The organism is Micromonospora sp. NPDC050795 (genome assembly GCF_044456785.1).
Classification (GTDB): domain Bacteria; phylum Actinomycetota; class Actinomycetes; order Mycobacteriales; family Micromonosporaceae; genus Micromonospora.
This window is the reverse complement of record NZ_JBITGE010000002.1, coordinates 80,776-94,471: the sequence shown is the minus strand read 5'-3', so window position 1 is coordinate 94,471 and position 13,696 is coordinate 80,776. Positions and strand designations below refer to the sequence as shown.

General features: G+C 72.1%; 11 protein-coding genes. 8 read left to right on the top strand and 3 right to left on the bottom strand.

Translation table 11 applies throughout. The annotated features are described in order from the left end of the window. Positions 1-22: 22 nt before the first annotated feature. Positions 23-1,294: a 4-aminobutyrate--2-oxoglutarate transaminase gene (gene gabT / locus ACIBEF_RS02760; protein WP_396790589.1), complete on the bottom strand. Its 1,272-nt coding sequence runs from the start codon at positions 1,292-1,294 to the stop codon at positions 23-25. Between the two features lie 3 nt (positions 1,295-1,297). Continuing rightward, positions 1,298-2,734 carry a gamma-aminobutyraldehyde dehydrogenase gene (locus tag ACIBEF_RS02755; RefSeq protein WP_357204227.1) on the bottom strand — a complete coding sequence of 479 codons (1,437 nt, stop codon included), beginning with the start codon at positions 2,732-2,734 and terminating at the stop codon, positions 1,298-1,300. 142 nt (positions 2,735-2,876) lie between these two features. Here ACIBEF_RS02755 and ACIBEF_RS02750 point away from each other — a divergent pair, with 142 nt between their 5' ends. Beyond that, positions 2,877-4,316 carry an aldehyde dehydrogenase family protein gene (locus ACIBEF_RS02750; protein ID WP_396790587.1) on the top strand — a complete coding sequence of 480 codons (1,440 nt, stop codon included), beginning with the start codon at positions 2,877-2,879 and terminating at the stop codon, positions 4,314-4,316. 87 nt (positions 4,317-4,403) lie between these two features. Here ACIBEF_RS02750 and ACIBEF_RS02745 read toward each other — a convergent pair whose 3' ends face one another. Further along, positions 4,404-5,651 (bottom strand): SUKH-3 domain-containing protein, encoded by a 1,248-nt coding sequence (locus ACIBEF_RS02745; RefSeq protein ID WP_396790585.1) that lies wholly within the window; start codon positions 5,649-5,651, stop codon positions 4,404-4,406. Positions 5,652-5,729: 78 nt separating this feature from the next. Here ACIBEF_RS02745 and ACIBEF_RS02740 point away from each other — a divergent pair, with 78 nt between their 5' ends. The 7 genes from ACIBEF_RS02740 (at position 5,730) to ACIBEF_RS02710 (ending at position 13,644) form a co-directional block, all read left to right on the top strand. After that, positions 5,730-6,152 carry a YbaB/EbfC family nucleoid-associated protein gene (locus ACIBEF_RS02740; protein ID WP_396790583.1) on the top strand — a complete coding sequence of 141 codons (423 nt, stop codon included), beginning with the start codon at positions 5,730-5,732 and terminating at the stop codon, positions 6,150-6,152. Continuing rightward, positions 6,149-6,481, top strand: coding sequence for a hypothetical protein (locus ACIBEF_RS02735; protein WP_396790581.1), 333 nt, complete (start codon positions 6,149-6,151; stop codon positions 6,479-6,481). The genes ACIBEF_RS02740 and ACIBEF_RS02735 overlap by 4 nt, the downstream gene beginning before the upstream one ends. A 16-nt stretch (positions 6,482-6,497) precedes the next feature. Then, entirely contained in the window at positions 6,498-10,856 is a 4,359-nt protein-coding gene (locus ACIBEF_RS02730) for a toxin glutamine deamidase domain-containing protein (RefSeq protein WP_396790579.1), read from the top strand. An 8-nt stretch (positions 10,857-10,864) separates the two neighbouring features. After that, complete coding sequence (locus tag ACIBEF_RS02725) at positions 10,865-11,296, top strand: hypothetical protein (protein WP_396790577.1); 432 nt, start codon at positions 10,865-10,867, stop codon at positions 11,294-11,296. Positions 11,297-11,361: 65 nt separating this feature from the next. Continuing rightward, complete coding sequence (locus ACIBEF_RS02720) at positions 11,362-11,610, top strand: hypothetical protein (protein ID WP_396790575.1); 249 nt, start codon at positions 11,362-11,364, stop codon at positions 11,608-11,610. Positions 11,611-11,789: 179 nt separating this feature from the next. After that, positions 11,790-12,431, top strand: a complete 642-nt coding sequence (nfi, locus tag ACIBEF_RS02715) for a deoxyribonuclease V (RefSeq protein ID WP_396790573.1) — start codon at positions 11,790-11,792, stop codon at positions 12,429-12,431. 151 nt (positions 12,432-12,582) lie between these two features. After that, positions 12,583-13,644, top strand: a complete 1,062-nt coding sequence (locus ACIBEF_RS02710) for a hypothetical protein (RefSeq protein ID WP_396790571.1) — start codon at positions 12,583-12,585, stop codon at positions 13,642-13,644. Positions 13,645-13,696: the final 52 nt, after the last annotated feature.

Below are 13,696 nucleotides of genomic sequence, written 5' to 3'. Positions count from 1 at the left end.
GCCGCTCACCCTGCTCCGCCGCTCACCCGAAGGCGGCGTCGAGGAGGTCCGCGCCTCGGGTGAGGTGCCCGTCGGAGATCACCAGCGGGGGCAGGAAGCGCAGCACGTTGCCGTACGTGCCGCAGGTCAGGGTGAGCAGGCCGGCGGCGTGACAGGCCGCCGAGATTGCCGCCGTGGCGGCCGGGTCGGGGGTGAGGGTGCCCGGCAGCACCAGCTCCACGGCGAGCATCGCGCCCCGGCCGCGTACCTCGGCGACCCGGGGATCCCGCTCGGCGATGGCCCGTAGCCGGGGGACCAGCACCGACTCGATCCGTCGGGCCGCACTGGCCAGGTCCAGCTCACGCATGGTCTCGATGGTGGCCAGCGCGGCTGCGCAGGCGATCGGGTTGCCGCCGTACGTGCCGCCGAGCCCGCCGACGTGCACCGCGTCCATCAGCTCGGCCCGACCGGTCACCGCGGCCAGCGGCAGACCACCGGCGATGCCCTTGGCCACTGTCACCAGGTCGGGTTCGACGCCCTCGTGCTGACAGGCGAACCAGTCACCGGTACGGCAGAAACCGGTCTGGATCTCGTCGGCGACGAAGACCACCCCGGACGCCGTCGCCCACGCGCGCAGCGCGGGCAGGAAACCCGTCGCGGGTACGACGAAGCCACCCTCGCCCTGGATCGGCTCGATGAGCAGCGCGGCGACGTTCTCCGCGCCGACCTGCTTCTCGATCATCTCGATCGCCCGGGTCGCCGCCTCCGCGCCGGAGAGCCCACGGTCACGCAGCGGGTACGACATCGGCACCCGGTAGATCTCCCCGGCGAACGGCCCGAACCGGTGCTTGTACGGCATGTTCTTCGCGGTCAACGCCATGGTCAGGTTGGTCCGGCCGTGGTACGCGTGGTCGAACACCACGACCGCCGGCCGCCCGGTGGCGTGCCGGGCGACCTTGATGGCGTTCTCCACCGCCTCCGCGCCGGAGTTGAACAACGCCGAGCGCTTCGCGAACCCACCGGGCGTCACCGCGTTGAGCTGCTCGCAGACCGCCACGTACGACTCGTACGGCGCGACCATGAAGCAGGTGTGGGTGAACCGCTCCACCTGCGCCCGGACCGCCTCGACCACCCTCGGGGCCGAGTTGCCCACGCTGGTCACGGCGATGCCGGCGGCGAAGTCGATCCACTCCCGGCCGTCCACGTCGGTGATCGTCCCGCCGGACGCGCGGTCCACGTAGGACGTGATCACACTGCCGACACCTCGGGCCACCGCGTCGCCGCGCCGCTTGTGCAGATCCTCGCTCGACGGCATGGCTCAGCTGCCCAGGTTGTGCATGACGTGCTTGATCCGGGTGTAGTCCTCCAGGCTGTAGACCGAGAGGTCCTTGCCGTGCCCGGAGTGCTTGAAGCCACCGTGCGGCATCTCGGAGACGAACGGGATGTGCGTGTTGACCCAGACGCAGCCGAAGTCGAGTCGACGGGTCATCCGCATGGCCCGGCCGTGGTCGCGCGTCCAGACCGACGCGGACAGGCCGTAGTCGACGCCGTTGGCCCAGCGCACCGCCTCGTCCTCGTCGGAGAAGCGCTGCACGGTGATGACCGGACCGAACACCTCGTCCTGGATGATCTCGTCGGCCTGACGCAGCCCGGAGACCACCGTCGGCGCGTAGAAGTAGCCGCGTTCGCCCTGCCGGGACCCGCCGGTCTGGATCGCCGCGTGGTCCGGCAGGCGGTCCACGAAACCGCTGACCCGGGTGAGCTGGTTGGCGTTGTTCAGGGGACCGTAGAGCACGTCGGCGTCGTCCGGTGCGCCGGTCTTCGTGTTGCGGGCCTGCTCGGCGAGCGCCGCCACGAAGTCGTCGTGGACGCCGGGGCCGGCCAGCACCCGGGTGGCCGCCGTGCAGTCCTGCCCGGCGTTGAAGTAGCCGCCCATCGCGATGGCCTCGGCTGCCGCCGCCACGTCCGCGTCGTCGAAGATCACCACCGGGGCCTTGCCGCCCAACTCCAGGTGGGTGCGCTTCAGGTCGGGGGCCGCCGCGGCGGCCACCTCCATGCCCGCGCGGGTCGAGCCGGTGATCGACACCAGCTGCGGGGTCGGGTGCGACACGAGGGTACGACCGGTGTCCCGGTCGCCGCAGACCACGTTGAACACCCCCGGTGGGAAGAACTCGGCGGCGATCTCGGCGAGCAACAGCGTCGACACCGGGGTGGTGTCCGACGGCTTGAGCACCACGGTGTTGCCGGCGGCGAGCGCGGGGGCGATCTTCCAGACCGCCATCATCAGCGGGTAGTTCCAGGGGGTGACCTGCGCGCAGACGCCGATCGGCTCACGCCGCACGTAGGAGGTGTGCCCGGCCAGGTACTCCCCGGCGGACCGTCCCTCCAACATCCGGGCGGCACCGGCGAAGAACCGGAACTGGTCCACCGCCGGGGGAAGCTCCTCCTCGGCGGTGAGCTGGCGGGGCTTGCCGGTGTTACGCACCTCGGCGTCGACCAGTTCGGCGGCGCGGGCCTCCACGGCGTCGGCGAGCTTGAGCAGTGCCCGCTGCCGCTCGGCCGGGGTGACCTCCCGCCAGCTCTCGAAGGCGGTGGCGGCGGCGTTCATCGCCGCGTCCACGTCGGCGGCGCCGGAGACCGGGGCCTGGGCGAACACCTCGCCCGTGCACGGGTCGACCAGGTCGGCGTAACCGCCATCGGACGGGTCGACGTAGGAGCCGTTGACGAAGTTGCGCAGCTGCTGCTGGTCGCTCATGAGGGATCACTCCGAGGGGGCCGGGGGCGCGGTTCTGCGGCGGTTATCGCAATCTCTCTGCCATCTTCGCTACTGAATTCGCGGCAGACAAGGGTTATCGCGACTGTTTCCGTCGGCCGGTCGCTCGGCTACTCTGCTCCGCGTGGAGCCCGCACCCTTCTTCGTCGCCTCCCGCCCCGCCACCGGCGAGGGTGAGCTGACCGTCCACCACCCGTACGACGGCCGCCCGGTGGGGCGTACCACAGTCGCCACGCCCGAGCAGGTCGACGCCGCCGTCGCCGCGGCTGCCGCTGTGGCCGCGCAGGCCGCGGCCCTGCCCGCGCACGCCCGCGCGGCGGCCCTCGACCACGTGTCCCGGCGGCTCGCTGAGCGCGCGGGCGAGGTCGCCGACCTGATCACCGCGGAGAACGGCAAGCCGCTCAAGTGGGCCCGCGCCGAGGTCGGGCGTGCGGTGTCGACCTTCCGGTGGGCCGCCGAGGAGGCCCGCCGCTTCTCCGGCGAGTTGCAACGGCTCGACACCGACCCGGCCGCCGAGGGGCGGATCGCCCTGGTCCGCAGGGTGCCGCGCGGGCCGGTGCTGGGCATCACGCCGTTCAACTTCCCGCTCAACCTCGTCGCCCACAAGGTGGCGCCGGCCATCGCCGTCGGCGCGCCGATCATCGTCAAACCCGCGCCCGCGACCCCCCTGACCGCGCTGCTGCTCGGCGAGCTGCTGGCCGAGACCGACCTCCCGGCCGGGATGTTCTCGGTGCTGCCGCTGCCCAACGACCGCGCCGCCGAACTGGTCATCGAACCCCGGCTACCCGTGGTGTCGTTCACCGGCTCCGGGCCGGTCGGCGCGGCCATCCGCCGCGCCGCCCCGCAGAAGCACGTGACACTGGAGTTGGGCGGCAACGCCGCCGCGGTGCTCTGCGCGGACTGGACCGCCGACGAGGACCTGGACTTCGCCGCGCAGCGCATTGCGACGTTCGCCAACTACCAGGCCGGCCAGTCGTGCATCGCCGTCCAGCGGGTGTACGTGCACCACGCCCTGCACGCCGACTTCCTGCCCCGACTTGTGGCGGCCGTGCGGGGGCTGCGGACCGGAGACCCCGCGTCCGAGCTGACCGACGTCGGGCCGATGGTGTCCGAGGACGCGGCCCGCCGGGTCGAGACGTGGGTGGCCGAGGCGGTCGCCGCCGGCGGTACCGTCGAGGTGGGCGGCCTCCGCGACGGCGCGACCTACCCCCCGACCGTGCTCACCGGCGTGCCGGCGAACGCCAAGGTCGTGGCCGAGGAGGTGTTCGGGCCGGTGCTGGTGGTCACCCCGGTCGCCGACGACCAGGCCGCGTTCACAGCGGTCAACGACTCGGCGTACGGCTTGCAGGCCGGCGTCTTCACGCGGCGCCTGGACGTGGCCTTCGCCGCCGCCCGCGCGCTGGAGGTGGGCGGAGTGATCATCGGTGACGTGCCGTCGTACCGCGCCGACCAGATGCCCTACGGCGGAGTGAAGGGCAGCGGCGTCGGCCGGGAGGGGCTGCGCAGCGCGATGGACGACTACACCGAGGCCCGGGTCATGGTGCTGACCGGCCTCACGCTCTAGGCCTGTCTCATAAGGGCGGTCGAGCCGCAACGCCGCCGGTCGTCGTCCGGGCCCGGCGCAGGCCGGCCCGCTCTTATGAAACAGGCCTTAACTGGGGTCGGTCGGCCAGGTGCCGTCGTCGCGCACCCGGGCGGGTGCGCGGCCGAGTAGCAGGGTGGTCAGCGCGGCGTCGATGGTGTCGCCGAGGAACCACTCGCCGGCCTGGTCGAGCGCGAAGACCCGGCCGCGCTCGTCCACCGCCAGGATGCTGTCCTGCTGTTCGGTGCCGATCGGAAAGAGGCGTACGCCGAGCACCGCGCCGAAGTCCGCGAGGGTGTCGGCGGTGTGCGCGATGGCGTGCGGGCGGATGTCGAAACGGGAGATCCACACCTGCTCGCCCCGGCCGCGTCGCGCACCGACCAGGCTGGGGAACGCGGTGAGCGCCTCCACCGCGGCGGGAAAGACCTCGTGCCGATGGTTGCGCCCCGGCACCGACGTGACGTCCCGTACGGCGGCGGCGGCCATGATCTGATCCCCGATGTGTGGCTGCCAACCGGCTGCGACCAGGGCGTTCGCGACCTCCGCCGGGAACCGCCCAGGATCGGGGTCGGGTGCCTCCGGGGCGTTCCAGGTCTCGGTCCAGGCGCGAGCCGACTCCGGCAGGACGTTCGCCCGGACCAGGAAGGAGATGCACGAGTCGCAGGGCCGTTCGGCGGGCCCACCGGCGGGGTCGCCCGGCTCACGGACCCGGAAGATCTCGAAGCGGGCCCCCTCCAGCAGCGCCGCTGCCTCGGCCCGCCCCATCGGCGCGATGCCCTCGGCGGTGCGGCGGTGGTCGTACTCGTGCAGGACGTCGGAAACCACGATCAGCTCGGCGTGCGCCGCCCCGCCGCGAACCAACTCACCGGGCGGCAGTTGATCGAGATAGTCGCGGACCAGCGGGTGATGGTTGATTGGCACGTCGGCCTTCGTGCCCTGGGCCGTCCAGATCCGTCCGTCGATGGTCAGGTGCGCGGCGGTGTTCGGGGTGGCACCCCGATGGATCTCCCGGACCAGCAGGCTCGACGGGTCGAGAGTGCGGGGGGCTGTCGGCCCGACGGGCTGGCTACGACGGTAGAGCTCGGCCACCACAGCGCTCGGCACCCGGGGCCAGGTGGTGACAGTGCCGGTCTGCTTGTCGATGACTGTCGTCGGCAGGTCACCCGGCACCGTCCGCACCTCGGTGGGCACGACGGACGTGACGACCCACCCCAGGTCGAACTCGTCGACCATCGCAGTGCACTCGTGACCGAGACGCTGCGAGTCACGGCGGGCCCAGGTGGCCGCGAGCTGCTCGGCCTGTCGACGGTCGATCACGCTATGAAACTACCGGACTACACGGATCGATGGCGGCCGGTATTGTCTCGTTCTACCGACGGTGACGGGAGGGCGGCGGTGGACGAAAAGGCGGACCGGAGCGTCAATCGCGAGCTGAGAGCCCGATTCGACGACGTTTATGGGCAATACCAGCAGCTCAGGTCCGGTTTGGACACCCTCCAGGCGCGACTCGCGGCGCTGCGGGTGACCCGCCGGTCGGCCGACGGGCAGGTGACCGCGACAGTTGGCGCGCAGGGCCAGGTGATCGGGGTCGAGCTGACGCCGGCCATCTACCGGGACCGCGACGCCGACGCGCTCGGCCGAAAGGTCACCGAGACGATCCGGGCCGCCGCGACCGCCGCCGCCGACGCCACCCGCGACCTCGTCGCCGAGAGCCTGCCGGCCGGCTCCGGGGCCGCGGACTTCCTCAAGACCGGCGACTACGCCACTCTGCTCGGTCGGGCCGACGCCGTCCTCGGCACAGGTGAGGCGAAGCCATGACCGACGGGCAGCTCTGGCTTGATCCGTCCCGGGCCCGCCGAGGCGGTGCCGACCTGGCGCTCGCCGGCGAGGCGGTGACGGCCCGTCGTGCGGCGGAGGGGGGCGCGATCGAGGCCGATAGCGGTGCCCGGCCCTGGGGTCGCGACGACATCGGCGCTGCCTTCGAGCGCAACTACCGCGGGTTCGAGCAGACCGTGCTGCGGGCCTGGGCCGGCGTCGGGCACCGGCTCACCGAGCTGGGCAGCGACGTGGTCGAGTCGGTCGACGCGAGCGTGCAGACCGACGGGGCCAACGCCGCCCGGGTCGGCCGGGCCGCCGACCGGCGCTGACGGCCGACGATCTGAGATGAGCGTGCTGCCGAGTCCCATCCCGCACCCCCTGGACCACGCGCCGTGGGACGTGCCCGGCTGGATCTACGAGGCCCTCGACTGGGTGGTCGGCGTGCAGTGGCCGGACGGCAACGAGCGGGCCGTCTGGGACGTCGCCGACCAGTGGTACGCGGTCGCCTCCGTGCTCGCCGGCCCGCACGCCGACGCCGCCACGGCCGCCGTCGAGGTGCACAACGGGTACGGCGGCGTCGGAGCTGTCGACGCGGCGTTCGAGGCGGCCTGGCGGGGGATCGCCGAGGGCGCCGACGCCCCGCTGCCCGTGCTGCTCGCGGTCACGGCCGACCTGGGCCGACTGGTCGAGGAGTGCGGTTGCGACATCGAGGGCGCCAAGCTGGAAGTCTGGATCGAGCTGGGCATCCTGGTCATCGAGTTGCTCACCGTTGCGGTGGCGGCGGTGCTGACCGCCGGTGCGGCAACCCCGGCCGCCGGCGCGGCGATCACCGCGACCCGGCTGCTGGTCCAACAGATCTTCAAGCGGCTGATGGGCCAACTGGCCAGCAAGTCCCTCAAGCACGGGCTCAAGGAGGCCGGCGAGCGGGCCGCCAAGGAGGTCGCCCGAGGCGGTGCACGCGGGCTCGCCAAGCGGGCCGCCCGGGGCGGGCTGGAGGAAGCCACCGAGGAGGCCGGGGTCACCCTGGCCACCCAGGCGTACCAGAACTCCACCGGGCGGGCACACGGCCTGGACCTGACCGATCTCGGCGCGTCGGCGGTGGGCGGGTTGGCCGGCGGGGCGGTGGCACCGCTGGCTGGCCTGGGCCGGCACGCCACCGGGCGGGCGGCGAAGGTCGGGGAGCACCTGGGGCGGGAGATGACCGGCGAGGTGCTCGCCGACAGCGCCGCGAGCCTGGCCACCGGTCAGGGCCTGACCTCGATGGAGGACGTGGCGCGCGCCGCCGCGTCCGGGGCCACTGGTTCGGCGACCGGGCAGACCGACCACGCGCTACGCGCCCGGCTCGACGCGCAGGCCAACGCCCTCGCCGGAGCATCGTTCACGGGCCCCTCCCTTCCGCCGGTGTTGCCTGTCGCGGGGGATGCGGCCGTTGACGGAACGGCTCCCTCCCTCGGGGTCTCGTCTGCCGCGAGTGCTCCCCTCGCGGGGGCTGTCGGTGGTGTGGCTTCGGGTGGTCAGGTGACGGCTGCGGGCGTTCCGATGCAGGCGACGGAGGGCGTCGCCACCACTCCACCGGACCAGGTGGCTGCGCCGACACCACCGGTTGTCGAGCAGTCACGAGGAGCCGGGCCGGCGTCTCCGGTCGTGCCCGACGCGCACACGTCGTTTCCGACGCCGATTGGCGCGCTGTCCGACGTGGACGTGCTGCACAGTGCGGTGCACGTCTCCGAGACGGGTGGGTCGGTCGGCGACAGAGCAGGCGTCCCGCACCCGGTCACGGCCGACCCGGTGCTGTCGGCGACGACCACCAACCAGGCCACGTCGCCGGTAGGTGATCCGAGTCAATCTGTGGTGGGTGCCGATCCGAGGCTTTCGTCGGCGTCCGCGCCCGTGGTCGGTCCCCTCGAATCGGGCAGCGGGCCGGCTGCCACCGGTGTGCCGCCGGTCCAGCCCGGCAGTTCCCCGCACGTCACCACCTCCGGACCGACCGCCTGGCCTCCGACGACCGGCCCCTCCGCACCGACGATCGCCCCCGGCCCGGCGGCACCGAACACCGTCGGCGCTCCGACGACAGCCAACGGGCCGCTGCCGATCGCCTCCACCCCACCGGTGGTGGGTCGATTCACCGTGCCGGCGCGTGTCCCGACCCGGCAGACGCCCGCACCGGTGCGAGCGCCCGACCATCCCGCCCGGGGAAGGGCGTCGATCCCCGTCGACGTGGCCGCGTTCGGTGCCCCGAGAGTGCGCGAGCCCGAAACCAACGACGCGTACGCGGCGCAGTGGGCCGCCGCGGCAGAAGCCGCAGAGCGGCGGCGCTACCAGGACCACTACGAATCGCTGCGCATCGGGTTCGAGAACAACCGCCGGCAGGCCGAAGCCGCCCGACTGCGCACCCGCGCCGTGGAACACGATCGCCGAGCCGTCGAGTACGCCACCTACGCCCGCCAACTGCACCAGGCCGGCAACCGGCAGTGGGCCGACGGCTGGCAGCGCGCCGCGAACGAGGAAGCACGCGCGTACGCCGAGTGGCGTGACCTGGCAGACGCGGTGCTGGCCGGCACCACGGCCCCGCCGGTCGTCGACATCAGCGCCACCTTCGAGCACGCCAACCGGGACGTGGGCGCGCTCGCGCTCGGCGCGGTGGAGACCGCCGGCCCGTCCAGGCTCACCGGCGACGACGATCCGCCGCCGATCGACGACTCCCGGCCGTACGGGCAGCCCGGCGGACTCCGGCCACCGCTCGCCCTGCACCAGGTCGACGTCGAACGACAGATGCCCCGCGGACCGGACGGCACCGTCACCCGCACCGCCGACCCCCGCCACGGCGGATGGTTCGGGCTGCTCAACGACGGCGGTCCCGCGGCCGACGCCACCCGAGGCATCAACTGCCTGGACTGCACACTGTCGCTGTTCGAGACGTGGGTGCACGGGCGCCCCCGTGTGTCGGCGCCCCGAACCTTCGACGGCTACCTCGACGGTGACATCCGGCGCCCCATCCGTGGCGAGGCGGGCGGCCCGGGCCGGGTGGAGGACGTGACCGGCGGGCGCTTCCAGAAACTCCTCGCCCCCGCGTCCGGCCAACGCACGGACTCCGCACAGGCGCGGCAGGCCGCCGACCGGGGCTACCGCAACCTGCACGACCAACTGCTGCTGGGCGGGCACGGCAGCTACTCGTTCCTGGTCACCGAGTGGGCGCACGGCGGTTCACACGCCTGGGTGGCGCTCAACCAGAACGGCACAGTGCTCTACGTGGACCCACAGAACGGCGTGGTCCGGGACCGGCCGCTCTACCCCGACGTGGTCGGCATCGACGCGCTGGTGCTGAGCGGAGACGGCCGACCGATGCCGCTCGGCGGACTGCCCCGGGGCCGGTTCAGCGAACGGCCCGACCTGCCGGACCACCCACCGACGCGCGACGACGGCGGCCACGGCGACCCGTACATCAACCGGATGTACCTGCTCCTCGACGGCCCGGGCTCGGCCCCGCCGTCGCCCGACGCCAACGTTCCAGCGAGCGCCGATCTCCGCCAGCCCACACCGGATGGCGGTAGTGCCCGTGCCGTTCTGTCGGGCAACAGTCTGGACGACGTCTTCGCGGTGGGGGTGACTCCCGTTGAGTTCGCGGCGGCAGTCGACAGCCCCACGCTTCGTCGGCTGGTTCCGGGCCTGGACGAAGCGTCGGCACGGGATCTCGTGCGACTGTTCGCCGACGACCGGGTCCGGGACATGCTCGACGCCGCCCGACGAGAGCCGCCCCCGAACGAGCCCGACCTGGCCGAGCAGTTGGTGCGGCAGTTGGTGCAGCAGCCGGACCTGGCGCGCATGATCCAGTCCACGCCTGAACTCGCGGCGTCGCTGACGTCTCGTCCGCTGACCCTGTACCACCTGGCCAGCCATCAGCAGGCAATCGACGTCCTCGCCGAGGTACTGGACGACGTCGCCCAGCAGGAGGCCGCGGGGCCCGGGGTGTTGGGACAGACAACCGGAACCGCTGATGATGTGGATCAACCACAGCCAACGCCACTGACGGACGACCAGCGGCGGATCAGCGCGAGTATCCGAATTCCGGATGATCCACCTACCCAACCGGGATTCGAGAAGCGTCGTCAGTCGGACCCCTCCTACCGGCGGCATTACCTCGACGACCTCTATGCCGCAGCAACTGTTGCTCAGGCGGAGTTGAATCAGTTGGCCACGTCCCTAGCCTTTGTGGGTGATCGTCGGGTCGGTGAGCCCGGATGGCGTGCCCAGCCCAAGGATCGTCGGCGAGCAGAGGACAAGGTGGCCAAACACCAGGGCGATGCGTCCAAGCTGCTCGACCTGGCGGCCGCGAAGGTTGAGTTCCGCAACCTCGACGACCTCTATGCGGCACTCGGGCGAATACGCGACCACCCTGATGTCATGATCGTAAGTTGCCAGGACCGGTTCATGTCTCCCGAGGACAGCGGTTACCGCGATGTGCAACTCGTACTGCGGACCCGGAATGGGCACCTTGCGGAGTTTCGCCTGCACCTGGCAGCGCTCGACGAAATCGCGGTCTGGGAACATGCGTTGTATGAGGTGCGCCGTGATCTGGACGCCTTGGCCCGGATCGAGGGTCGAGCGTTGACGGGGCGCGAGCGAGCGATTGCAGACGGGATCCTCCGTCGCGAACAACAGCTGTTTTGGCAAGCGCTGCAGTCAACTTACGAGGGGAACGCTTGATGGCCCAAATGCCAGGTCTGGTGCTCCCGTCCTACTACCTGTACTACCAGTCCCCGGTGAAAATTGTGGAGACGCCAGACGGCGGCGCCAGGGTTTGGCGTGTCGCGATTGACACTGGCGCTTGGCAAGAGAAGAACGAGTTGTTCAGCGAGATCGTCTTCGACATCGGGGGCGAAGTATTTCGACGCTCTCCTGAGGACTTCGTTCAGGAGGTGGAGCGCTTTCGGGCTCACTACCTCGAGGGGGAAGGCCCGATCTTCGCTCTCTACGAGACGGTGCAGGCGGTCAGAGACGTGGCGAAGGCCGAGGATCGTCACCTGACGCCGAAGGAGCAGGCGCTCATTCGTGGGATTCGGCAGCGGACGTTCGTCATGTTCGAGGAGCAGCTTCGAGCGGCCGGCGATCCTGGCGCGGACCCCGACATCGGGAGAGTGACGTAGGCGTGGGCTCGCCTGAGCGTCGGAGCGGTCCGCGGGGCCCTCGCGCGGCCGAATAAGATCGACGCATGGCGAAATCTGGTACGCAGAGCGTCAGGTCCACTGTCTGGGCCTGGCCGGTCGGCCTCCTGATCGGTCTGGCGATCGGCATTCCCGTGTTCGGTGCGAAGGGTGGCGTTGCCTTCGGTATCGCCTTCTGCACTGCCTTCGCCCTCGGCCTGGGCGCGATCAGGGGCCGGGCCGGCGGTGATCCTGCCCGGGGTGGCGAGGAGGTCGGGGCCGCCGGGGATGGCGTCGGTGCCCCAGGTCGAGGGTGATCCACTCCGGTTCATTGATGTCGGGGCATCCGGGGCGGCGGGACCACCCGACTTCCGTGAACCCGAGTGGATCATGGCGCCCGCCGCAAGCGCCGCAAGCGCCGCAAGCGCCGCAGGCGCCGCACGCGCCTGGCGCGGCGGTCACGGGGACGACAGGGCCGGGCAGTGTTGCCGAGGCGGTGGCCGTACAGGAGGATTTGCGGCCGCTTGTCGACCTGGTCGGGCCGGGGCCGAGCGCGCCCGCGACGGTGGCCGGCCTGGACGTCGCGTACGCCGAGGGTGGTGACCTGCTGGCGGCGGCGGTGACGGTGCTGGATGCCCGGACCCTGGCGGTGGTGGACTCCGCGGTCGGTGTGGGGCGACCCGCGTTCGATTATGTGCCGGGGTTGTTCGCCTTCCGTGAGCTGCCCGCGTTGCTCGCTGCGCTCGACCGGCTGACGACCATCCCGGATCTGATGGTCTGCGACGGGCACGGGCTGGCCCATCCGCGCCGTTTCGGGCTCGCCTGCCATCTGGGGGTGGTCACCGGGTTGCCCGCGATCGGCGTGGCGAAGACGCCACTGGTCGGGGTGTGGGATCCGCCGTCCGCCGAGCGGGGTTCCTGGTCGTCGTTGCGCGACGGTGGTGAGGTCGTCGGTCGGGTGCTGCGGACCCGCGACGGGGTGAAGCCGGTCTTCGTCAGCGTCGGCCATCGGATGAGCCTGGAGAACGCGGCAGCGCAGGTGCTCGCGTTGACCCCGCGCTACCGGCTGCCGGAGACCACCCGCACCGCCGACCGGCTGTGCCGTGACGCTCTCGCCGAGGCGGAGCGGGCCCGCTGACTGGCTGGTCAGTCCGGCTACCGGGAGGTCGGCGGGAGGGGCGGTAAACCGTAACGCCGCACACATGCGGGGCGCTCTATGACCGGTGGGGCAGGTGGGCCGGTAGTAGCCTGGCCGACGGACCCCACCCGGGGAGAACGGCGAGGTAATCATGACAGTGCGTCGACGCGTGGCACGGCTCGCGGCGGTCTGCGGTCTTGCGGGCGGCCTGGTGGTGCTCGGTGCGTCACCGGCGCTGGCCGATCAGGACTCGGTCCGGGTGGGCGCGGCCAGCAGCTTCGCCGCCGGTGGTTCCGCGCAGGGGGTGAACGTCGCGGTGCGCAAGCGCACCGACGGGTGTGTCCTGCTGCGTACCGCGCTGGGCTTCACCCTGCAGGGTCTCCAGCCGAACCAGGTGGCGGTCGAGGTCAACGCGGGCGGGCGCTGGTTCCCGGTGGCCGTCACCGGCGGCACCGGCACCGTGTCGACCGCGCAGACGTCACCCTCGAAGCCGACGCTGTGCAAGGGCAAGGGCATCACGGTGCGCTACCGGGTGGCGTTCGCGGCGGGTGCGCCGGGCGGCCGTCTCGTGGTCACGGGTGTGGGCATCAGCGCCTCCGGCCAGACGCTGGGTCGCGCCACGGACGCGGCGCGGCTGACCGGGGCGCGGGTCACTCCGTCGCCGACTCCGTCGCGGTCGAAGACGCCGACGCCGACGCCGAGCCCGACCGAGGTCGCGACGGTCGACGAGGCGGTGAACCCGGCGGCGCAGGGCGGCGTCTCAGCGGCGCCGAGCACCACGGCGACCGCCGCCGAGTCGTCCGGAGGAGGATCGCCGGTGATGTACTTCGGCATTGTGCTGGTGGCGGTCGGGCTGCTGCTCATCGTGCTGCTGTTCCGTCGTTCGCGGCAGGACCGCAAGCCGTCCGACGAGGTGCCCGACACCCTGCCGGGCAACCCCGGCGGCACCACCTACCGCGCCGGGGGTGGGTTGCCGGCCGCGCCCGGTCGCCCCGGTCAGGTGTACGGCCAGCAGCCGCCGGCCGCCGCCTGGGGTGGTGCGGTGCCGTCACCGCGTCCCGCCACCGGTGGGGTTTACGGTGCCCGGCCGGACACCCCCGCCCCGGAGGCCACCCAGCCGATGCCGGGCCGGCCCGACGGTCGCCCGAAGCCCGGTGACCCGCCCACGGACGGTGACGGTCACACCGTGTTCATCCCCCGCCTCCCCGGCTGAGCGGAGGACGGCCCGGCCCTCCGTTAGGCTCAGGATCGGTGTCTAACCTGCG